This window comes from Glutamicibacter sp. FBE19 (assembly GCF_015524875.1).
Taxonomy (GTDB): Bacteria; Actinomycetota; Actinomycetes; order Actinomycetales; family Micrococcaceae; genus Glutamicibacter; species Glutamicibacter halophytocola.
This window is the reverse complement of record NZ_JACKQN010000004.1, coordinates 180,495-202,477: the sequence shown is the minus strand read 5'-3', so window position 1 is coordinate 202,477 and position 21,983 is coordinate 180,495. Positions and strand designations below refer to the sequence as shown.

The 21,983-nt window shown below is 58.6% G+C and carries 19 protein-coding genes; 10 read left to right on the top strand and 9 right to left on the bottom strand.

Going from position 1 to position 21,983, the window contains the following annotated elements; genetic code table 11:
• The first annotated feature begins 277 nt into the window (after positions 1-277).
• A complete protein-coding gene (locus H6F58_RS09125) occupies positions 278-577 on the top strand; it encodes a YchJ family metal-binding protein (protein WP_244652500.1) in 300 nt (99 codons plus the stop codon).
• Positions 578-580: 3 nt separating this feature from the next.
• Here H6F58_RS09125 and H6F58_RS09120 read toward each other — a convergent pair whose 3' ends face one another.
• Positions 581-1,240 carry an ankyrin repeat domain-containing protein gene (locus tag H6F58_RS09120; RefSeq protein ID WP_171919633.1) on the bottom strand — a complete coding sequence of 220 codons (660 nt, stop codon included), beginning with the start codon at positions 1,238-1,240 and terminating at the stop codon, positions 581-583.
• Positions 1,241-1,250: 10 nt separating this feature from the next.
• On the opposite strand from H6F58_RS09120, the gene H6F58_RS09115 reads away from it, so the two are divergent.
• Both H6F58_RS09115 and H6F58_RS09110 read left to right on the top strand, forming a co-directional pair.
• The gene (locus H6F58_RS09115; RefSeq protein WP_171919634.1) at positions 1,251-1,592 is read left to right on the top strand and encodes a hypothetical protein; all 342 of its coding nucleotides are present in this window, start codon (positions 1,251-1,253) and stop codon (positions 1,590-1,592) included.
• 162 nt (positions 1,593-1,754) lie between these two features.
• A complete protein-coding gene (locus tag H6F58_RS09110) occupies positions 1,755-2,885 on the top strand; it encodes a methyltransferase domain-containing protein (protein WP_171919635.1) in 1,131 nt (376 codons plus the stop codon).
• Here the strand turns inward: H6F58_RS09110 and H6F58_RS09105 are convergent.
• The 3 genes from H6F58_RS09105 to H6F58_RS09095 form a co-directional block, all read right to left on the bottom strand.
• On the bottom strand, positions 2,882-4,459 hold the full coding sequence (locus H6F58_RS09105) for a sodium:proton antiporter (protein ID WP_060700456.1): 1,578 nt from the start codon (positions 4,457-4,459) through the stop codon (positions 2,882-2,884). The genes H6F58_RS09110 and H6F58_RS09105 overlap by 4 nt on opposite strands.
• A gap of 50 nt (positions 4,460-4,509) precedes the next feature.
• Entirely contained in the window at positions 4,510-4,890 is a 381-nt protein-coding gene (locus H6F58_RS09100; RefSeq protein WP_194943748.1) for a subtilase-type protease inhibitor, read from the bottom strand.
• Positions 4,891-4,970: 80 nt separating this feature from the next.
• Entirely contained in the window at positions 4,971-5,870 is a 900-nt protein-coding gene (locus tag H6F58_RS09095) for a hypothetical protein (RefSeq protein ID WP_060700458.1), read from the bottom strand.
• A gap of 78 nt (positions 5,871-5,948) precedes the next feature.
• On the opposite strand from H6F58_RS09095, the gene H6F58_RS09090 reads away from it, so the two are divergent.
• From H6F58_RS09090 to H6F58_RS09080, 3 genes are all read left to right on the top strand, one after another.
• Positions 5,949-6,506 carry a DUF664 domain-containing protein gene (locus H6F58_RS09090; protein WP_171919636.1) on the top strand — a complete coding sequence of 186 codons (558 nt, stop codon included), beginning with the start codon at positions 5,949-5,951 and terminating at the stop codon, positions 6,504-6,506.
• Positions 6,507-6,818: 312 nt separating this feature from the next.
• Entirely contained in the window at positions 6,819-8,168 is a 1,350-nt protein-coding gene (locus H6F58_RS09085; protein ID WP_195181607.1) for a TIGR01777 family oxidoreductase, read from the top strand.
• A 214-nt stretch (positions 8,169-8,382) separates the two neighbouring features.
• Positions 8,383-9,522 (top strand): ferrochelatase, encoded by a 1,140-nt coding sequence (locus tag H6F58_RS09080; RefSeq protein WP_171919969.1) that lies wholly within the window; start codon positions 8,383-8,385, stop codon positions 9,520-9,522.
• Positions 9,523-9,660: 138 nt separating this feature from the next.
• On the opposite strand, the gene H6F58_RS09075 is transcribed toward H6F58_RS09080, so the two are convergent.
• On the bottom strand, positions 9,661-11,085 hold the full coding sequence (locus H6F58_RS09075; protein WP_171919970.1) for an SLC13 family permease: 1,425 nt from the start codon (positions 11,083-11,085) through the stop codon (positions 9,661-9,663).
• Positions 11,086-11,271: 186 nt separating this feature from the next.
• On the opposite strand from H6F58_RS09075, the gene H6F58_RS09070 reads away from it, so the two are divergent.
• Together H6F58_RS09070 and H6F58_RS09065 are read left to right on the top strand one after the other, a co-directional pair.
• Entirely contained in the window at positions 11,272-12,966 is a 1,695-nt protein-coding gene (locus H6F58_RS09070) for an ATP-binding protein (RefSeq protein WP_146277529.1), read from the top strand.
• Positions 12,963-13,634: a response regulator gene (locus tag H6F58_RS09065; protein ID WP_195181606.1), complete on the top strand. Its 672-nt coding sequence runs from the start codon at positions 12,963-12,965 to the stop codon at positions 13,632-13,634. Before H6F58_RS09070 ends, H6F58_RS09065 begins: the two co-directional genes overlap by 4 nt.
• A 10-nt stretch (positions 13,635-13,644) precedes the next feature.
• Here the strand turns inward: H6F58_RS09065 and H6F58_RS09060 are convergent, their stop codons facing one another.
• Positions 13,645-14,400 carry an aminoglycoside 3'-phosphotransferase gene (locus H6F58_RS09060; RefSeq protein ID WP_244652499.1) on the bottom strand — a complete coding sequence of 252 codons (756 nt, stop codon included), beginning with the start codon at positions 14,398-14,400 and terminating at the stop codon, positions 13,645-13,647.
• A 115-nt stretch (positions 14,401-14,515) separates the two neighbouring features.
• Between H6F58_RS09060 and H6F58_RS09055 the strand changes: the two genes are divergently transcribed.
• Together H6F58_RS09055 and H6F58_RS09050 are read left to right on the top strand one after the other, a co-directional pair.
• Positions 14,516-16,126 carry an alkaline phosphatase D family protein gene (locus tag H6F58_RS09055; RefSeq protein ID WP_195181605.1) on the top strand — a complete coding sequence of 537 codons (1,611 nt, stop codon included), beginning with the start codon at positions 14,516-14,518 and terminating at the stop codon, positions 16,124-16,126.
• Between the two features lie 671 nt (positions 16,127-16,797).
• Entirely contained in the window at positions 16,798-17,751 is a 954-nt protein-coding gene (locus H6F58_RS09050; RefSeq protein WP_195181604.1) for a hypothetical protein, read from the top strand.
• A gap of 1,634 nt (positions 17,752-19,385) precedes the next feature.
• On the opposite strand, the gene H6F58_RS09045 is transcribed toward H6F58_RS09050, so the two are convergent.
• The 3 genes from H6F58_RS09045 to H6F58_RS09035 all read right to left on the bottom strand — a co-directional run bounded on the left by H6F58_RS09045 (position 19,386) and on the right by H6F58_RS09035 (position 21,976).
• Positions 19,386-20,672 carry an aspartate kinase gene (locus H6F58_RS09045; protein WP_060700467.1) on the bottom strand — a complete coding sequence of 429 codons (1,287 nt, stop codon included), beginning with the start codon at positions 20,670-20,672 and terminating at the stop codon, positions 19,386-19,388.
• Positions 20,673-20,844: 172 nt separating this feature from the next.
• Positions 20,845-21,396, bottom strand: coding sequence for a hypothetical protein (locus H6F58_RS09040; RefSeq protein WP_146277533.1), 552 nt, complete (start codon positions 21,394-21,396; stop codon positions 20,845-20,847).
• A gap of 103 nt (positions 21,397-21,499) precedes the next feature.
• Positions 21,500-21,976: a helix-turn-helix domain-containing protein gene (locus H6F58_RS09035; RefSeq protein ID WP_146277534.1), complete on the bottom strand. Its 477-nt coding sequence runs from the start codon at positions 21,974-21,976 to the stop codon at positions 21,500-21,502.
• Between the last annotated feature and the right edge of the window lie 7 nt (positions 21,977-21,983).

Below are 21,983 nucleotides of genomic sequence, written 5' to 3'. Positions count from 1 at the left end.
CACACCAGGGGGATTTGGCGCTCCGCGAGCTTGCCCTCATAGTCTACCCGTGAATGTAACGGGGCAGATGTGCCTGTGTGCCATAGCACCCGATATCGCTGGATAAAAGCCATGTGATCTTTGGCTCACGGGGTGCAAGATGGTTCCATGCGCGTATTCTGAAAGCGTGAAAAACTCTAGTCAGACGACGTGTTATTGCCGGGAACTGGACTCGCTCAAGCTCAGCTACCAAGAGTGCTGCCAACGCTTTCATGACGGGCGGGCGGATGGATCCGCGTTGCCTGAAACCGCTGAGCAGCTGATGCGCTCACGGTATAGCGCCTTCGTAGCGGGCTTGGCGCCGTATTTGCTGGCGACTTGGCATGAAAGCACGCGCCCCCAGGAATTGGAACTTGATCCGCAGATGCGCTGGACGGGGCTGGAAATCATCACAACGCGCAGCGGTGGCGCGGAAGCGAGCCGTGGCGTGGTGGAGTTTGCGGCGCACTATCTCGAAGGCCAACGAGAAGCGCAGCAGCATGAAGTCAGCACGTTCGTGCGCGAAAACGGGGCGTGGTTCTACCTTGACGCCCTGTAGGGATTAGCGGTTGCTGGCCGACTGAAGCATGTTCAGCATCTGCGTCTGCTGGCGTTCGCGGGCCAGCTTGAAGGCATCGGCACCGGTGCGGTCTTTCAACCGTGGATTCGCGCCATTGGTGATGAGCATCTGGGCGATATTCACCGAGCTGTTGGTGCCCTGTCCGAGCACGATGGTCTCATGCAGGGCCGTCCAGCCCAGATCATTGACGTGATCGATGTCGATATCGGTGTGCAACAGGATGCGAACGGCGGCAACTTGGCTGTTTTCGCTGGCGACAGTCAAAGCGGTTCCGCCCATGCGGCTGACCTCGTGCACATTGGCCCCGCTATTGATGAAAGCTTGCAGGGCGCCGGTCAAGCCATTGGCGCTGGCGCGCAGGAATGGTGATTCCTGGTACTCATCCTTGACGTTCGGATTAGCCCCGGCATCGAGCAGGGCCTTGGCGATCAGCTCATCCTTGACGATGACCGCACGCATGAGCGGGGTGCGCCCGGCATCGTCCTTGACGTTCAGATCGGCACCGGCCTTCAATGACTTCTTCACGGCGTCGAGATTGCCGGAATCAATAGCGGCGTAGAGCTTGCGTGCGGCAGCAGGCAGGGTCGGGGAGGCTGGGGTCATCGCTTTCAGCGAGGCGCCGGAGGCAGCCCCTGAGGCCAAAGGCGATAGCGTGGACTGCGAACTTGCGGCGCTCGGGGTGCTGCTGGCGCTGCTAGGCGCCGGCGAGCTGCTTTGCGCTGGGGTGGACTTTACCGGTGCCGAGGATTTGGCACTAGGCACCGACGTGGTCGAAGCCTGCGGGACAGCGGTTTCTCGTACAGCCGAGGATGTGGCCTTGGGCGTAGCACTTGCCGCGGGGCTGCTGCTCGGAGCTTCAAGGGCCTGGGGCGATGAAGCTGCGCAACTAGTGCAGGCCCCAATGGCCGCGGCCAGCGGAAGTGCAATTAAAGCGATGCCACGACGGTGCGTGGAGAGCCCGGTTCGAAGTGCCATCTGTCCTTTCGCGGTTTAAACACCCGATCCCCCGCGGCTGTCGCAGCTGGCTGGGGACTTAGCTTGTAGGCTTCTGTTTTCAAATGCGAGCTTAGCGCTCGAAGCTGAAAATTTGCGGTCAATCAGCGCCAAGAATTCTTGGCGTTCGGAATTGAAGAACTTCGCTAAAATTATAAGCATCATGGAATGCCTCTACTTTTCAGCCTCCCGCTGCCGTTCGTGTACCCAAATGACGGTTCCCTATGCCCAGCAATTGCAAGCAAAAGTAGCGGACTGCCAGCACCTGCTTTCCGGCTTCGACTCGCTCAAATTCCTTCCGGCCCAAGCCAGCAGCGAACAAGGTTTTCGCAACAAGGCGAAAATGGTGATTTCCGGTACAACCGCGCAACCCACCATCGGCATTCTTGACGCCGATGGGCATGGCATAGACCTGCGCAATTGCGGGGTTATCGCGCCGGCATTGCGTTCGCTGTTCCCGGTCATCGAGAACTTCATCAAAGAGCTGAAGCTCGTGCCCTATAGCGTTCCGCAGCGCAAAGGCGAGCTCAAGCATGTGATCCTCACTTTGTCGGACACCGGATCCGTGATGGTGCGATGGGTGCTGCGCACTAAAAAGCACTTCGTGGCTCTGCGCGATTCACTTCCGCAGTTCCTTGAGCAGCTGCCGCGCCACAGCGTCGTTTCGGTGAATTTCCTGCCGGAACACAAGGCCGTGCTGGAGGGCGAGGAAGAGATCATCCTGACCCGCCGCACCACTTTGGAATTCGGGCTGAACGGTGTGCCAATGCACCTTCGCCCGCAGGGCTTCTTCCAGACCAATACCGAAATTGCCGCTGCCTTGTATCGCCAAGCGCGACAGTGGATCGATGATATCGATCCCGAGAGCGTCTGGGATCTGTACAGCGGGGTCGGTGGGTTCGCACTGCACTGCGCCGGCGAGGGCCGCGCCGTCTACGGCATTGAAACCAGCACCGAGGCGGTGGCCGCGGCCAAGACCAGCGCCGATTCCCTGAGGCTGGGCGACACCCACTTTGTCGCCCAGGATGCCACCGAGTATGCACTGAACGCAGGCTGGGCTCCGGACGCGGTGATTGTGAATCCACCGCGACGCGGAATCTCGGCCGAGCTGGCGACGTGGCTGAACGGTTCGGATATCCAGCATGTGATCTACTCCAGCTGCGATGCCAAGTCCCTGGCCCGCGATCTGGAACGCATGGGGAACTACACGCCACAGCTGGCGCGCGTCATGGACATGTTCCCGCAGACCGACCACTATGAGGTCATCGTGAAGCTGGAGCGCAAAGCCTCCTAGCGGTCCAGGGTTGCGGTACGCCGGTCCAGCCGCACGACAATCTCATCCACCAGATGCGGATCGATGTTCGGTTCGCGCCGGGCCTTGAGCAGCTCATCGCGGGCCGCCTCCAAGGCGATAGCCTGAATCGAATCGGCTTTGGCGATCACGGCGCGAATCTGGGTGTACTTCTCGTCGGAAATGGCATCGTGCGGGTCTGGATCCCTGGCCAGGATCGAGTGCAGGGAATTCATGCGACGCCGAACCGCCTGCTGGTAATTCTCCGGAAGCTCCTGCAGGTCAACGTTGTTGCGCAGCGCGGACATCGCAACAGCTTCGGCGCGACGGGCCAGCGCGCGACGGGCACGCTTGGTATCCTGCTCGTTGTTGCGCAGCTTCAGGACGCGCATCAAGGACGGCAAGGTCAGGCCCGGCAGCACCAAGGTGCACAGCAGCACCGAGCACGCGGCCACCACGACGAAGTTGCGCTCTTCAATTACCGTGCCATCGGCAGTGGCATGAGGCAGTGCCAAGGCCAAAGCCAGCGTGGCCAGTCCGCGCATGCCGCACCAGGTCAGAACCAATGCGTCCTTGCGGGCAGGAATCTTGGTCTTGGTGCGGTTGGGCAGGTAATAGGTCGCCAGCATCCACAGGGCACGTACCGCGATGACCACAAAGCAGATTGCCGCAATGCCAGGAATGTAGCCAATCAGGTTGCTTCCTTCTTCCTGGATCACCTGATTCATTTCGATGCCCATGAGGCCGAAGGCCAGGCCGGTAGCCAGCAGCTCGAGCACTTCCCAGAAGGCCTGGCGGGTCAAGCGTTCCGCAGAGTCCTGGGGGCGGTCGCGCCGGACCATTTCAAGGGCGGTGACCACCACCGCGATCACGCCGGAAACATGGACTTCCTCGGCGAGCATGTACACCGCGTATGGAGCCACGAGGGTGGCTGCGCAACGGGCGGCAAGATTGGGGACGAAGCGGTTCAGCGCACCGATGACCCAGCCCATGGCCAGGCCCAGGACCACGGCGCCTGCGGCGCCGATGAGGAACTGCGGGACGATCTCCAAGCCGACTTCTGAATCGTTGACAGTTGCCTGGACGGCCAGCTGGAAGATCACGATGGCCATGGCATCGTTGAACAGCCCTTCGGTTTCCAGCAGCGAGGTCAACCGCCGTGGCATGTTCACCTTGGTGGCGATGGCATCCACCGCTACCGGGTCAGGCGGCGCGACAATAGCGCCAAGGGCCAGTGCCAAGGGGATGGAGACGATGGGGGAGAAGGCCAACGCCGTGGCGGCAACGGTGCCTGCAGTGACCACGATGAGGACCACTGCTAGGCGGATCAGGGCTTTCCATCGGAAACGGAACACTGACCAACTGCTTCGCTGCGCTGTAGCAAAAAGCAGCGGCGGCAAGAAAATTGGCAGGATCAATTCTGGATCGATATGCATTTCGGGCATGAACGGGAGAAAGCCCGCCAGCGTCGCGAAAATGAGCATCAGGATCGGGTACGGCAACTTAATGCGCTCGCCGATGCCAACGATCAGAATAGTGGCGAATAACAATCCGATGATCAGCAGGAAAAAATCCATAGTCTTCTAATAGTAGTTGATTTACCCAACTAAATTGATGATTGTTGCTCTCAAAGTCCGGAATTGAAAAGGAATTCCGCATCCTCCCACTGGCTTATGAAACAGCCATTAGAGCGGGAGAATTCACTGTCGATTGGCTGTCCGTTGACCGTTCCAGAGACCTCGGCGCGCTGCGGTCCACCGTAGATTTCCGTGCACGCGGTCGCCGGATCCAGAGATGGTGCTGCAAGGCTTGGCTGCTGGTTCAGCCTTGCGCAGGCAGCGGCGGCATTGGGCAAGGTGCTGGAATCCATTGCTTGTTCGCCAGAGCATTCCAAAGTGTACTGCGCGGACACTTTAGTGCCATCTGCCTTGATAATGATTTCCAGTTTTATCTCCGAGGGTGCCGGGCGTTGCGCCTCGCAGGAGGACACAGCAAATGCCAGCAGCAAGACGCAGCTGCCGGACACTGCCCGTCGATGAATATCAGTGATGCCCACAGGGACATTGTGCGTTGTGCCGTGGCTGAATACTAGTCTTTTGGTGCAAGCTGCAGGTTGTTGGCAACCTCCAGCAGCTTGAGGCGCAAGTGATCTGCTCGCGACGCAAAACCCTTTTGCCTCCGGATGTATTCGGCTTTGCCGGAGGGAGTCTCAATCCGAATGGGTTCGTGGCCCCAATCGGCCAAATCATAGGGCGAGGCCTGCATGTCCATGGTGCGGATATCCCATGCGAGTTCGAAGCAATCCATCACCAAGCTGCTGGGGACAGCAGGGGACAGCTTGTACGCCCACTTGTAGAGGTCCATGTTGGCATGCAAGCAACCGGGCTGTTCCAGATCGCGCTGTGTTTCGCGGGTGGGCTGCAGTTCATTGAGCTCAATAGCCTGCGGCGTGTAAAAGCGGAAGGCGTCAAAGTGCGTGCACCGGATCTTCTCGGACTCCACTACTGCGTCGGTTCCCTTGGCCCCGAGCCGCAAGGGCAGGTACTCATGCCGAATTCCGTTGTCTTCCGATTTATACGCCATCGCCCATTCATGCAGACCGAAGCAGGCGAAATTCCCCGGCCGCTGTGAAGTCCCGGCCAAGATCACGCGGGCAAATTCTATGGCGCGAGCTCGCGCCTGGGCGAAGGCCTGGACATCAAATTCATATCCAGTGCCCTGACCGGTTTCCACCGCGCGATAGAACTTCCACGTCGCCCGCTCTTGGGCCTCTTCGCCGGTGAGCACAACATTCAGCCCCGGGTGCCAGCGATAGAGCTGGCCCGGCTTTTGCGTGTAGTAGGTGAAAAGAAAATCCTCTATGGGATGCTTCCGACCGGTCATGCGGCGTTCGACAAAAGGTTCTCCGAAGGCGCGCGCACGAGCCTCATGGCTGTGGGCCAGGGGCATCCACTGGGAGGCTTCCAAAACGGCGGCGGTAACGGGCATACTTCTCATTATTCAATTCATCCGCCCAACAGACCACTTTGGTACCTCAACTCACATCTCATCGCTCAGGAGCTAGACATGGCTGACTTTCCCATCTGGGAACCACCAATCTTCGCCAGCGAACAGGAACATCTGTTCGCCATGCTTGATCGCCTTCGAGCCACTTTTCGCTACAAAGCCGATGGCTTGAACCTGGAGCAGCTCAAAGCCCGGCTGCCCAGCAGCGAGCTGAGCGTGGGCGGATTGCTGCAGCATCTGGCGACCGTGGAAGACGAGAAATTCAGCTATTTCATTGCGCGCGAGCGCCCAGAGGTTTTGCTCGAATTCCTGGAGCAGGACAAGAATCCTTTTATCGTCCAAGACGATGAAGACCCTCGGGCACTGTATGAACGCTACGACAAGGCGGTAGCAAAGAGCCGGCAGATCCAGCAGCAGATTATTGACGATGGCACGCTGGATACTGCCTCGGGGCTGGAATTCGAGGGGCAACAACCCTCGGTGCGCAGGATTATCTGCGACCTGATTGAAGAGTATGGACGGCATACCGGCCATTCGGATCTGATCCGAGAAGCGATCGATGGGCGCGTTGGCGAAGATCCCCCGCAGGACTTTCTCCCAATGTGGTTCAAGGGCTAAGGGCCGCGCCACGTACGGGCCCCTTGCCGGGTAGCCCTGCGAGGCTGGGCCATTGAGGGGACGAGCCGGACGGGCAAGGGCATGGCGATGCCCAGTGAGGACGAGTTGATACTGTAGGTGCTGGCCAGAAGACTGAAGGAAAGCAGGAGTTCTCGAATCGCTACGCGTCCTGCGGGGCGTTTCTGAAAACCGCCAGCTTGGCCGCGTACGTGGTGCGGCATCATGCAGCCGGCCCGGAGGAAAGCTGGGAGTATCCCGTGCTGCCGAGGCCTGTGCTGGGGCAGGCCGGAAAATGAATCCTATGATGAGCGCATGATCATTGAACGTTCCAGCCAGCTGCCGGCAGATCCTTCCGCTGTCTTCGATTGGTTCTCCCGGCCAGGTGCCATTGTCCGCCTTCTTCCCCCTTGGCTGCCTCTGAAACCCATTCGCGAGGCGGCGTCACTTGAGGATGGGACTGCCGTGTTGGGAATTCCCGGCGGTTTGAGGTGGATTGCGAAACACCAGCCCCTCAAGTTCTCCGAAAATCGCCGATTTGTCGACCAGCTGGAGCCCGAAGGCCTTCGCGGCTTGCCGACCCGGGCGATCAAGTGGAAGCATGAGCACCTTTTTGAGCCTGCGGGAACAGGTGCGACTACGGTCAGCGACCGCATCGAATCGAATGTGCCGCGGCGCCGGATCGAGCAGATGCTCGCTTATCGCCATCGGCAATTGGCAGCGGATTTTGCCGCCCACCGCAGCGCGGCTGAAGCCGGGCTGGCTCCTCAGGTAATTGCCGTGACTGGATCCAGCGGCCTGGTTGGCGAGGCGTTGTGCGCCTTCTTGTCCACAGGTGGCCATCGCGTCATCAAGCTGGTGAGACGTGCGCCGGCATCGCCAGATGAGCGCCGCTGGGATCCGGATAATCCGGCGGAGGATCTGCTGGAGGGATGCGATGCCGTCATCCATCTGGCTGGAGCCAGCATTTTCGGCCGGTTCACGCAAGAGCACCGGCAGGCCGTGCTCAAGAGCCGCATCGGGCCAACACGCTCCTTGGCTCTGCTCGCGTCGCGATCCGGGGTATCCACATTTGTCAGCGCTTCGGCGATAGGGATCTATGGAGCCAGCACCGGTCCAGAGGCCGTCGAAGAGTCCGATGCCCAGCCAGCCCAATCTGGCGACTTTCTTGTTGAAGTGGTCCAGGGCTGGGAAGAAGCGGCACGCGCAGCGGGGCCCGATCTTCGCAGCGTCCAAATCAGAACTGGCGTCGTGCTCACGCCCAAAGGCGGCATGCTCGCGGTGCTGCGTCCTCTTTTCGCCGCCGGCGTCGGGGGAAAGCTGGGCAGCGGACAGCAGCGTTTGTCGTGGATCGGACTAGACGATCTGCTGGATATCTACCTTCGGGCTCTGTGGGATGGCCAATTGTCTGGTCCAGTCAATGCCGTGGCACCGCATATGGCGAGCAACGCTGAATTCACCAACGCGCTGGCGCATGCGCTCAAGCGCCCGGCTTTTATTCCAGTTCCGGAGGCGGCACCCAAAGTCCTGCTTGGGTCTCAGAGCGCCCGGTTGCTTGCCCTGGCAGACCAGTGGGTTATTCCCCGCAAGCTGCTCGACGCGGGCCATGTCTTCCGCAATGAGCGCATCGAAGCTGAATTGGCCCATAGCTTGGGCGTCAGCTAGGCGTTATCAGCGAAGAGCCGATGACTGTTCGAGCGGAAGGCCCGGAGCGCAGTGCGGTGGCTTTCAGTGAAGGGGGCATGTGCTGATTTCTGCGGGCAACCATTTATCTAGTTTGGCTAACTACTTGCTAAGCTATATATCTGATGATGCTGTTGGCGGCCGGTCCCTGCGAGGATACTGCCGGCGCAGCAGTGGCTAAAAAGGAAAGCAGCAGATGAAAACGACAGATAGTGATCCCCTCGCACCTTTCGACGCCGTAGTGCTGATGTCCTTCGGCGGCCCTGAGAAGCCCGAGGACGTTCTTCCATTTCTGCAAAATGTCACTCGGGGCAGGGGAATTCCGGACGAGCGCTTGGAAGAGGTCGGAGAGCATTACTACATGTTCGGAGGCAAGTCGCCGATCAACGAGCAAAACCAGGACTTGTGGCGAGCGCTTCAACGTGAATTCGACTCTCGCGGGATCACGGTTCCCCTGCTATGGGGAAACCGCAACTGGCACCCGTATCTGACCGACGTGGTCCGCAAGCAAGCGCGGGAGCATGGCGCTCGGAAGTTCTTGGCCATCGACACCTCCGCATATTCCTCATATTCCTCTTGCCGGCAGTATCGGGAAGACTTCGCCGCTGCCGTGTCCACCTTGGAGGCCGAAGGGCTATCGGTGGAATTCGACAAGATCAGGCAGTACTACAACCATCCGGGATTCGCGAAAGCCCAATTGGACTGCGTGCGCCGTGGCCTTGCCGAACTTGCGACGAGGGCAGGAAGCCTCGATGGGAAGCGCCACAAAATCCTCTACGTTACCCACTCGATTCCAACTTCCATGCAGGAATCTTCACAGCGATTCACGCCAGGATACGCACAGCAGCACGAGGAGCTGATTGCGTGGATCAGTGGCCAGCTGAATGAATCGGAACAGCTGGACGCGGAGCTCGTGTACTGCTCCAGATCAGGGTCCCCGGCCACGCCATGGCTGGAACCCGATATCAACGACCGCTTGCGAGAGCTATCGCGCTCTGGGATCGAGGCGGTGCTAGCAGTTCCGCTCGGGTTCGTATCGGACCATATGGAGGTCAAATACGATCTGGATACCGAGGCGGCCCAAACGGCGCGCGAGGAGGGGCTCACGTTTCTGCGAGCTGAAAGCCTTGGCGTCTCGCCGATTTTTGCCAGCGGCTTGGTGGATCTCGCCATCGAACGGGCGGTGCAGGTCCGTGGAGAACAAATGGAATCGCAGGTTATTTCCGGCAGCACGCCGCTGGGGCCGGGCAGCGGCGCCTGCTCGATGAACTGCTGCGAAGGGCCCAAGAGCAAACGAGCCCTTCCCGCGTGGGCTACCGGAAGCATCCCTGGGTAGCACTGTCGCTGGACGGGCGCCGTGCGCGATGGCGCACGGCAAAGTCCGACAGCCATCTGCTTAAACGCCGCACCCCGCTGGTCTCGGAAGCGAGACCAGCGGGGTGCGGCTGACGACAGACCGTTAGGCCTTTGGGCCTTAGCCCATGTGGATTGCGCCCAGCAGCACGCCCGAGACGAGCATGACCAGGGCTACCACCAACGCGCGCCACAGAACCTTCTTGTGGTGATCGCCCAAGTCCACGCGGGAGAGCGAAACCAGCAGCAGGATTGCTGGAACGAGCGGAGACTGCATGTGCACCGGCTGGCCGGTAATCGAGGCACGAGCCATGTCCACGGCCGGGACTCCGAAGTGCGCGCCGGCTTCGGTGAGCACTGGCAGGATGCCGAAGTAGAAGGCGTCGTTGCTCATGAGGAAGGTAGCCGGGATGGAGATCAATCCGGTGATTACCGCCATGGAAGGACCCAGGGAGTCGGGGATGATCGCGACCAGCCACTGGCTCATTGCATCAACCATTCCGGTGCCCGAGAGCACGCCGGTGAGAACCGCTGCGCCAAGAACCATGGAGACCACGGCGATGATTTCGCTGGAGTGGCCCGCAATCATCTTCACCTGGTCGGAGACCTTCGGGAAGTTCACGACCAAGGCGATCGCGGTACCGACCATGAACAGGTAGGACAGCGGCAGCACGTCGACAACCAGCAGCACCATGATGGCTACGGTGAGCACCAGGTTGAAGTAGAAAGTCTTCGGGCGCAGGGTTTCGCGGTTCGGGTCGAGCACGGTGCCGTCCATGGTGGCAGGTTCCGAGCCATCTCCCTTGCGGGCAACTGCTTCCAGTACAGCCAAGTGGCCGCCGGAAGGCGCGGTGCCAGCCGGGGATTTGCCACCGGATGGCGAGGTGATGTTGCCGCCACCCATTTCAGTGCCCCACAGTTCGGGGCGTTCGCGCTGCAGGCGGCGGCGCTCGGAAACGCCCAGCTGCCAAGCGAACAGGCCGATAACGACCAGGGCGATACCCAGCGATGGGAGCATCGGGACAAAGACGTCTGCGGCATCGACATGCAGCGCTGCGGCGGCACGGGCGGTTGGACCGCCCCAAGGGACGATGTTCAGCGTGCCGTTGGTCAAGCCGGCCACGCAGGTCAGCACCACTGGGCTCATGCCCAGGCGCTGGTAGATCGGCAGCAAGGCCGCGGTGACTACGATGAAGGTGGTGGAGCCATCGCCATCCAGGGAGATGACCGCGGTGAGCAGCGAGGTGCCCAGAACGACCTTTGCCGGGTCATTGCCCACAAGTTTCTGGATGCCGGCGACCAGGCGGTCGAAGAGTCCAACATCGATCATGATGCCGAAGTACATGATGGCGAACATCAGCAGGGCTGCGGTGCCGGACATGTCCTTGATGGCGTCCATGATCATGTCGCCCAGCCCGAAGCCTGCGCCGGTGAAGATCCCGAAGATGGTTGGGACGAGAATCAATGCCAAAAGTGGCGTCATGCGTTTGGTCATGATCAGCGCCATAAAGGTGGCGACCATGAGGAATCCGAGTGCAACTAGCATTGCCCCGACCTCCATTTCGGTGAGTGTACGTCGTTGTGTCACCCAATAACTTCAGGGCACCTATTCAAAGTACGTGGCGGGGCTCACGTTGCGCCCCTTGTGCTGATTATTGAAGGCTTAAGTTCATTGCCATCTTTTTGCTCTTTAAAATCGCGTTGCCCGGGGAGTGCGTCTATGCTGGGTGGCATGTTCCGTTCTGGCCCGCGCTCGAGGCATTTCGCATCGCGCATCATGCGTTTGCAGTTCCTCGTCGTTGGCGTGCTGATCGTGCTGGTCACCGCCGGAACCCTGTATTCCAGCTATGACCGCGTTTTTTCGCGCGCCGAAGATACCTCGCTGACCATCGCCCGATCCGTGGCGGTGCTTCCAGAGGTCATCGACGAAGTGACCCGATATGCAGCCATGGAAGAACTTGACGAGAAGAAGCTCGCCAACGGAAAGCTGCAGCAGCTGGCCAACGCCATACTTGAGCAGAAGCAAGCGTACTTCGTGGTGATCACCGAAGACCGGGGTCTGCGGCTGAGCCACCCGAATCCCGCCGAAATTGGACAGATGGTTTCCACCGACCCGGTGGCCCTGGACGGGATCGAAGCGGTGTCAAGGGAGCATGGAACCCTGGGTGAATCGGTGCGCGCCAAGGTCCCCATCCGTGGCGCGTCGGGCCAGGTGATCGGAGAGGTTTCGGTCGGCGTGACCACGCAGTCGCTGACCGGTGCCCTGCTGGAATCCTTCAGCTGGATTGCGCTCTTTGCGCTCTTGGCTGCCGGGCTGGCCACTGTGGCCGGACGAGTAACCGTGCGCCGGCTGAAACGCCAGACTTTGGGACTTGAACCGACCGAAATTGCCCAGCTGGTTCGTGACCAGCAGGCAGTGCTCTACGGCGTCACCGAAGGCGTCATGGGCATCGGTTCCGACGGGCGGATTACCGTGCGCAACAAGGCCGCTCGACTGCTTTTGGGCCTGCCGCACCGCACCGAACTGGAAGACGTGGTCGGGAGGCATTTTGAATCCGCTGGCCTGGACCGGCGCCTGGTCAAGGCCATCAAGGAACGGGACCGGGCTCCGGTGCGCCTGGAAGCCAACGGCCATTCCCTGATCGCCCGGGTGAATGAAGTGAATCGCGACGGGCTCGACCTTGGCCAGGTGGTATTGCTGCACGATGTGACCACCATCGAGGCGCTGGGCACCAAGCTGGATGCCGTCCAGGACATGGCAGATGCCCTGCGCGCCCAGCGCCACGAATTCGCCAACCGCATGCACGCGGTGCTCGGATTGATTGACCTGGGAAAAATCGAACAGGCCGAAGCCTACCTGCGCGAGGTCATGGAAACCGGGCCGAAAATCGCCCAGGTGCCCGGGCTGGAAGCGATCCAGGACGCCTACCTATCGGCGTTCATCTCGGCCAAGGCGGTCCGTGCCCACGAGCAGGGGATCGAACTGCGGGTGTCGAGCCAGTCGATGCTCTTCGGGCAGATCGCCTCGGCCCATGATGCCCAGGATGCAACCGCGGTGCTCGGCAATCTTCTGGATAACGCCTTTACCGCCGCCTTGCGGGGCCACGGGAAACCGTGGGTGGAAATCGATCTGCTCTCCGAAGCAGCCACATTGCATATTGCTGTAGCTGATTCCGGACCGGGCATCACCACCACCGAGGACATTTTTGCCCGGGACGTCAGCACCGGTTCCCATCTGGGTAATGAACATGGACGCGGGGTTGGCTTGCCACTGATCAAGCGCTTGGCCCAAGCCCGCAGCGGGGACGTCTGGATTGCCGATCCGGGCACCGGAACAGAAGGCGCGGTATTTGCCGCCCGATTGCCAGCGGTGCTGGTTGAACCAGCCACCCCAGAGAACAACGAGAATGAAGGAGCGCAGCCATGAGCGACAGCGCCAATGGAAACTACCAGGTCATGATCGTCGACGATGACTTTCGCGTGGGTGCCCTCCACGCAGACATGGTCAATTCCATTCCGGGTTTCCAAGCCCTGGAGCCAGTGCAGGATCCGCGCATGGTGCCCAAGCTCGTCGCCACGCTCAAGCCTGACCTGTTGCTCCTGGACCTGTACCTGCCACATGTCAGCGGCATCGAGCTGCTGCGTGAACTGGACGTGGACGCCATCATGATTTCGGCTGCCACCGAGCCGAAGAATATCGCCAAGGCTATTCGGCACGGGGCACTGGCATTTATCATCAAGCCTTTCGACGCAAAAACACTCAGCGCCAAGCTCAAGGGGTGGGCTCGCTATCGGCGGCAGCTCAGCGGCACGGCTGAATTCAATCAGCAGGGAGTCGAACGGCTCTTCCGCTCCTTGCAGGGCAGTGAAGAGGCTGCTCCGGCGGCCGGTGCCGCGCCTACCGAACAGGCAGTGCTCAACTGTGTCAAGGAAGCTTCGGAGCCTATGAGCGTGGCCGAAGTGGCGGAAGCTGTCGGCGTTGCGCGAGCCACGGCCCAGCGTTATCTTGCGGCCCTGGTGGCCAATGAATCATTGGAACTCCAGCTGGGCTACGGGACCCGCGGTCGTCCGGAGCACCGCTACGTGGCACGCTAGGCAACCTGATTCAGGTGGCGTCCCAGATCTTTCGGTAGAAGGCGATTTTTTCTTCATTTGCTTCCATTCCGTAACCGGCATATACCAGATGTTCGTAGCCGGGACCGTAGTTCCATTCGGTGCTCCAGGCCGCGATGGCAAGATCTGCCCACCTGTCGGCGATGCCCAATTTGCCCATGTCAACGTGTCCCAAGAAGCCGCCGTTCGCATCCAGCTGCGTGTTGGGAAGGCAGGCATCGCCGTGGCAGACCACGGCGTCAAGGGGCGGCGCTTCGGCGAGCAGCTCGGATTGCTGGCTTAATGGCAGGGAAGCGATGCGTGAGGATAAATCCCAGCTGAAGGGGCACTGCCTTGCTGGCAGCCGATCGTGCAGGTGCCGAAGTCCTTGGCCGAGGGCGTGGGCTGAACGCTCGGGATTGCTTTTGCCCAGTTCGCTCACGGCGCTGTACCCGGGCAGCGCCGCGGTGAGCAGCAGCTGGCCTTCAGGGTACTGCTCAACTGAAAGCACTGCCGGCACGTTGATGAACTTCCCTGCCCACTTCATGCGGCGGGCCTCGGATTCCAGATCAATCTCCGCGTCCACCGGTTGCCCCGGCGACCACTTCGCATAGCGGCTGTCCGGTCCATGCCCAATCCGGTAAGTGGATCCTCCCAGGGCGTTGAGCCACACTCCTTTCACCGCATGGATGCCGGCCACGTCACGCACAGCTTCCGGAATCGGGAATCCGGCAGGGGGAGAACCAGAGATGACTCGTTCATCGCTCATTGAACCAGCTTGCCAGCAGGCAGCAAGGAAGCCCTGCATCTTAATCTGCCAGGTTTTTCTTCGTGTTCACCTTGGTGCCATAAATTGGCTAGCCTGACGCACCACAGTTAGTGCCATGACTAATGTTTCGCGACGAAATTTATTGACCGGTGCCTTGGGCGCAGGAGCCCTGGGCCTCGTTGGCCCCACCGGTGCCGCATTGGCCTCTGGTGCTCCACGCTTGGTCCGTTCGCGTTTGGGATTAACCAGCGGCTTCTCCATGGGCGACGTTTCCACCAACAGCGCGGTGCTCTGGGCCCGCAGTTCTGGTGAAGGCCGAGTGCGCGCGCAGCTGCGTGCCGTGGATGGAGCTGGCCAGATTATTCGTGGACGCGGATCCTTTGTTCGCACATTGAGAGGTGCCCAGGCTACCGAGGGCAGTGACTTCACCGCCAAAATCAACGCTGCCCATCTGCCAGCCGGAACACGATTCTCGGTCAGCATCGGTTTTGAAGATGAGAACGGAACCCTCGGCGAAACCCAGCAGGGATGGTTCAGCACTGCGCCGTCGGGAACCGGTCGCCGCAACCATGAGGCTGACCGAGCGCAAAGTTTTGTCTGGTCCGGAGATACGGCCGGCCAGGGCTGGGGCATCAATGAAGAAATCGGCGGCATGCGCGCCTATGCCGCGATGCATGCCACCAAGCCTGACTTCTTTGTGCACAGTGGTGACACGATCTACGCTGACGGACCGATCCTTGCCGAGGTCGAAGAAGCGGATGGCCAGATATGGCGCAACCTGATGACCGAGGAAGTTTCCAAGGTCGCTGAAACTCTGGCGGAATATCGGGGACGCCACCGCTACAACATGATGGATGCCAATGTCCGCGCGATGTATGCCGAAGTTCCAGTCATCGCCCAGTGGGACGACCATGAAACCCACAACAACTGGTGGCCGGGCGAAACCATCACCGATGAGCGCTACACCGTGCGCGACGTCAATACCCTGGCGGCCCGTGGCCGCCAAGCGTGGCAGGAATACCAGCCCATCGCCGATCCGCGGGCGATGAGTGGCGGCACCGGTTTTGAAGCGGCGCGAATCTACCGCAAGATTTCCCGCGGTCCTGCCTTGGACTTGTTCGCATTGGATATGCGTACTTTCAAGTCCGAAAACACTGACGGCAAGGAATCCAAGGAAACCGCGATCCTCGGTGAAGAGCAGCTGGACTGGCTGGTTGATGGGTTGAGCCAGTCCAAGGCCACCTGGAAAGTCATCCTCAATGATCTGCCGCTGGGCATCATCGTCCCCGATGGCAAGGCGCAGGAATCCATTTCCAACGCTGACCATGGTGCCCCGCTGGGCCGCGAACTTGAATTGGCGCGACTGCTCAAGGCCATCAAGGACCGCGGCATCAAGAACGTCGTTTTCCTGACTGCCGATGTGCACTACTGCGCGGCGCACCACTACTCGCCAGAACGAGCAGCGTTCAGCGACTTCAACGAGTTCTGGGAGTTTGTGGCGGGCCCGGTCAATACTGGATCCTTTGGTCCCAATGAGATGGATGGAACCTTCGGGCCGCGGGTGGACTTTGCCTTGGCGGGCACGATTGCCAACCAGTCCCCGCGCGATGGCAAGAGCCAGTTCTTCGGGCATGTGGATCTTGATGAGCAGGATATGTTTACCGTCAGCCTGCGCAACGCACTGGGCGAAACGGTCTATTCCAGGACCTTGGAACCGGCAAAATAAGCCGATAGTGACAGATTAAAAGATCAGGCCTGCGGTGCTGGCAATCTTGTGGGAGGGCTCTAGAGAGGGGCTTCGAAACTATGAATTATGGCATGCAACTGACACAGGAATCTTGCTCAGATGGATTCTGAATGAGTCGCTCTAGAGAGCACTGAGCGATTTAGGAGGTCAGTCCAGTTGGCCCGCATGATTGCTGAATTCGAGAGAGCATTCGAACGAGTTGGGTGACTTTGCTGGGTCTCCCAATCAACAGAGCTAACGTTAGACTTTCTAAACCACGAATGACTTATGCTTTGCCATCGCATAAGTATCCAATAGTAGTGGGTTTCTCGTAAGCTTCGTATCGTCGGCCTGAGAAGTAGGTTGGATTGGACATTAAATTTTGAATCGTGAGGATATAGCTCGGCAGGCTTTTCTGCAGCGAGACGACGACTGCACTGGCCATGGTCGACGGAAGAAGTAAGCTTTCGGATGTCACGGCCAAAATTCTGGCGTCATTTCCTCCGTAGTAACAATTTGATAACGCGGATATATAAAGTGGAATTATTAGTTATGATTGAGTTCGATGCCTCTAAAACAGAGCGCATTATTCAACTTGTCTATTCGAGCCTCTAGTCTGAAACCGACACTCGCACTCGCGGTTACGAGCTGAAGTCGAAGCAGACCACCTATTGAAAGTGGACTTGTTGAAAGGACTAAAAGCGATATTCGTCTACGGACTAGCTTTGTCACTAACCTTGGTCGCAATGCCTTCATTTGCGGCACAAGATGTAGCTATGAATTTAGAAGATGCGGCGGCTGTTTCGATCACTTCGCCGGTTAAACCGGGCCCTGCAGCCGGCGTCACGCTGCCTCCAAAGACGATCACATTGTCAAATGGCGCAGTTGTGCCGTTTAATGCAGACGTCCGCACAGGCTCTGAAGAGGGAGCCTTCCGCAGAGAATTGTCACTGCTGGTTACTTTAGATCAGCTAACTCCGGAAAAGATGAAAGAGATGGGGCTTTCGGAGCCAGAGGAAACCCTTCCAAAAATTCCTGTGACGGCAAAACCTAGCGAGCTACTTCTTAACGTTGCTCAACCGGCAGCTATTGGATGCCGTGTCACGAAGCCGTCGTCGAGCGCGGGCGACATGAATGTTTCTCGCCCCCAGATCGTGAAGTCTGGAACAAAAATTTATGCGTACGCTCGATACAACTGGAAGAACGCCCCTTTTTCGGAGTGCCCACGTAACCAGGCTCAGATCGGCGGACCTGACGGACTGGCAATTACTTTCAATCGCGCTGTGACCAATAAGGGGGTCTCCTTTGTTGGTTGCAACAGCTATAACAAGTGCGGAAAAACTGGATGGCTGGAAACGAACAGTCACTACGGTGCGGGTTGGGCATTCCAGGATTGGGGCTACGGTGCCCTTTACGGGCACGGTCCAACTTATAAGGGAACCTTGACATATACACTAACCACGAGTTCGACTAAATGCCTTCAAGCATTTGCGAAATATGGCCACTCTTGGAACTCCACGAAGTTGACTGGTTTTAGTATAGGTAAGTCTTCAATTGGAATCTCATGGAATACGAGCAAAAGCCTGTGGCAGAAATCAAGTCAAGCCGGGTCATATCGATGCTAGGAGGCAAATGGGGGCGGACTATAGTGCTAACTTCACTTGCTTTATTGTTGGCTGCTTGTGCAACCCCCGAAGAAAAGTCGTCCATCTCAGTGGAAGCGGTTATGGATGTGTGCTCGCGAGATGAGTGCTTCACTGCAAACGTTCCCGCGGAACTGTCAGCGACAGTCAATGGCGAAGAAATAAAAATCCCCTCTCCGGATGGAACAGGGTCAATCACCCTAGGCTCAGTGGGTAGTGTCCAAGTGACGGCGCGCTGGGGCACTCTTGTGAAAGAACTCGATATCCTGACAAGTGATGGATCTGCTCAAACCGTCACTATCAAATTTGATGAAACTGCGAGAGTTTCTGAATGATTAAGAATGGCCACAGTCTTGAACTGTGGCCATTCTGTTCATCTGCGTCATAAGAATGACTACGGCCCCAGATTTCCGGATCGTTGCAGAAACTATGATAGATCTAGATGGATACGACCGAGCCTTCGCGGTGCTGAACCCTAGAAAAGCCCAGTAAGCAACTCAGGCAACGTGTGAAAGTGCCTGAGCACCGAGTAGAAGCCTGCCATTAGGGGGCACCACTGCGTATTGCACTCATGGCATCCTCCTCCAGCGTTCGTAAATAGCTGGACCCATCACTCGGCGGTAGGCAGTTTATCCTGAACTCTGACGTCATGGGCCAGCGCTTCGAAAACTTTGATTTGACGCTTATCGCCGGCAGCCCACCAGCTCAACCGGGCCACTGAGATATATCTGGAGAGGCAGGAGATTCGGAGCCTGTTAAGGTGTCCTGCAAGCTCCAGATCCATACGATCCAGGAAGACGATCTGGTCCTAATTGGCGTAGGAATCAATGAACCCCGCAGTATATCCATAGCCGCCCTCACATTTGGCCGATGCTGGAGTGTCCATACAGGCTTGTGCCAAATCAATCACACAACGTCTCTTGGCGGTGTCCTGATCCTTGATCAGGTACTCGCGATCCACCAGCCAAATGGTGTCGGCAATACCTGTGGCCCGGTGGGCGGCGCAAAGGGCAAACGCTGTCTCACCGTCGATACGCGGGTTCTGAACCTAGAGGGCTTTAGTTCCGCCTGAGGGTCTCCTGCGACGCGTCACGTTTTGGTGACCATTTAGCAAGGTATTGATCAGCGAATCAAGATCTGCTGGAACACAAGCGCCAAAAGACTCACAGGCATTTTCGTCCCGTGGGCTAACAGCCGCTAAGCCTCCAATGACTTGACCAGTCTCTTCAAATTCCACTCTGTTGTCTGACGCATTGCATGGTTCTCTGTCCTGGGATCCAGATGTTGAGATGGTGTTGCGTAAGTCAATTAGCGCTGCGACGGAATTGGATTTTATAGTCCTGCGACGCGCGTAGTCCTTGGCATCGCGTATCTATTGAAGACACCACTGGGTTGCTGCGCCGTTATTTTACGGAGGGTTCTGATTTGAACAAGCATGGCTCGGAGAATCTGAAGCAGGAAGCGGTATTGTTCAGTGGGCGTTTACGCAAATCGTCCGGCTGGATGATTTCAGCCGGACGTTTGCAAGATTTAATATTCGAATACTAGCCCGCCGCCGTTGCAGTGACGGTTGGAATACGCTGTGCCGCAGGCCTGATCTCTAGTGGAGCGTGGTCTTAGCGGCCGGTGCCGCCGTAGACGGTGGCTTCCACATCGGTGTCCAAATCGAATGCGGTGTGGATAGCACGCACCGCATCGTTGAGCTTGTCGGCATCGGTGACCACCGAAATGCGGATTTCGGACGTGGAGATCATGTCCACGTTCACTCCTGCGTTGTGCAGGGCTTCGAAGAAGGTGAAGGAAACGCCCGGGTTCGAGCGCATGCCCGCACCGATCAGCGAAAGCTTGCCGACCTCGTCATTGTGCTCGATGTCCTCAAAACCGATCTCGCTCTTGGCGGTGTTCAATGCGCCAAGCACGTTCTTGGTCTCGGTCATGGGCAAGGTGAAGGAGATGTCGGTTTTGCCCGAGCCGTGGGTCGAAATGTTCTGGACGATCATGTCGATATTCGCCTGGGCCGCAGCGATCACGCCGAAGATCTGGGCTGCCTTGCCAGGGATATCAGGCACGCCGATGACGGTGACCTTGGCTTCGGAGTGGTCGTGGGCGACACCTGAGATGATTGGCTGTTCCAAGGGTTCTCCCTCTTGAATTTTGATTTTGTCGTCGGGGTTCGGGAGCACCCAGGTGCCCTCGTGAGTGCTGAATGAAGAGCGCACATGCAGTGGCACGCCAAAGCGCCGAGCGTATTCCACGCAACGCAGGTGCAGGATCTTGGATCCGCTGGCGGCCATCTCCAGCATTTCTTCGCTGGTGATTTTCTCGATCTTTTTCGCCGAAGCAACTACACGCGGATCAGCGGTGTAGACGCCGTCCACATCCGTGTAGATTTCGCAGACATCGGCGCCCAAAGCGGCAGCCAAAGCCACTGCGGTGGTGTCCGAGCCGCCACGGCCCATGGTGGTGATGTTGTTCGATTCCTTGCTCATGCCCTGGAAGCCGGCAACGATCGCGATGAAGCCGCGGTCGATGGCGCGGCGAATGCGCTGAGGGGAAACCTCCATGATGCGGGCCTTGCCGTGCGTGGAATCGGTGATCACGCCGGCCTGCGATCCGGTGAAGGAAGCAGCCTGTTCGCCAAACTGGTCAATGGCCATGGCTAGCAGGGACATGGAGATGCGTTCTCCAGCGGAGAGCAGCATGTCCATTTCGCGTGCTGGCGCATCGTCGGTGAGCTGGCCTGCCAGATCTAGAAGGTCATCGGTGGTGTCGCCCATGGCCGAGACAACTACGACGACGTCGTGGCCCTGGGACTTGGTGTCAATAATTCGACGCGCCACACGCTTGATGCCTTCGGCATCTGAAACTGACGAACCGCCAAATTTTTGAACAATTAGGCCCATGGGCACTCACTCCACCTGTTGAAAGCTGTGACTCGTTATTGGCGCAAGGCACAACGCGAGGCATCTACCAAATAAATATTGTGACAGCTACGGGCCAAGTTCTCCTACTTGTGACGGTAAACATTGGTCATATTGCCTAGGAATATTCGCGGCTGTTGTTGAAAAACATGGGCTATTGCTTGAATTCATCCAAGATTTGTCGCCAAAACCTCTTCCATTCAGACACCTGATCTGGTGTTTCAGCCTTAGTAATGTTAATGGCTATCGCTGATTTGTCGCCCTTAAGCCCAATATCCACTTGGGCCTTGGTGCCGTCGCTGAAGCTGGCACGCCAATAGCGCCAGCGCTCGGATCCACTGGTCCGTGCTGGTTCGGCTAGTGTTTGCCCATTGAAGGTTTCCATGCCAGAGACTTGTTCTTCCCAGCGGGCCAAGGCCGTATCCAAATCGGCGGCCAGAGTAGTGCTGACCGAGCCTTGGAAGGTCCCGTCTTGAGCCTGCCCCGGGAGCCGGCGGCCAATTTGCTGCTCGTAGGCGACAGCAACCGATTGTGCCCACCACCCCGGGTTGTCAAGTGACGGTGGCATGTGGGCGAACGCAAGCTCAGCGATTTCCTTATGCGTCAGCTCGCCGGCCTTGGCGTCCTCAAGCTGGCTGCTCCAGGTGTCCCATGGAATGCCGGTGGCATTGGCTATGGCTGAGGTATTGCTGCTCTTGGTTCCCATGGTTGAAGTCTAGGCAATGCCGGGTCTGCGGGGAAAGGAAAATGGCCGGGCGCCACGGTCGTCCCGTGATGCCCGGCCTGTCGCACCGGTGTTCAAGTGCAGGCTAGATCGCCTGAATTTCCAGATTCAATCTGCTCAGCAGTTCAACCAGCCTGTCCAGGTCATCGTCAGCCCAGTTGCTCATGCGCGAACGAAGCTCGCCTCGCCACTGCTCAAATCCGCTGTGCCAGCGCTCTTTGGCGTGCTCGGTGGGGAGCAGGTCGAAAGCCCTGCGATCATCGGCGTTGACCTCGCGAACCACCAGGCCGAGCTGTTCGAGCTTGGAGATCATGCGTGAGAGCGTCGCCTTGTCGATCAGCAGCTTCTCGCAAATTTCTGACTGCGTGATGCGGCCATGGCGCAGGATCAGGCCGAGCACCGGCAAATAGCCTGGCGTCAGCTGGCCGTTGAGCCGATGGGCAAGTTCGCGCTTGAACCGTGCAGTGACCGCAATCAGCGAGAACAATTCCTGCTCTGCCAACGAATAGCGGTCCGCGCGATCCTTCGTGCAGGCAGAAGCATCTGTGCTGGTGGTATCCACTGGATTT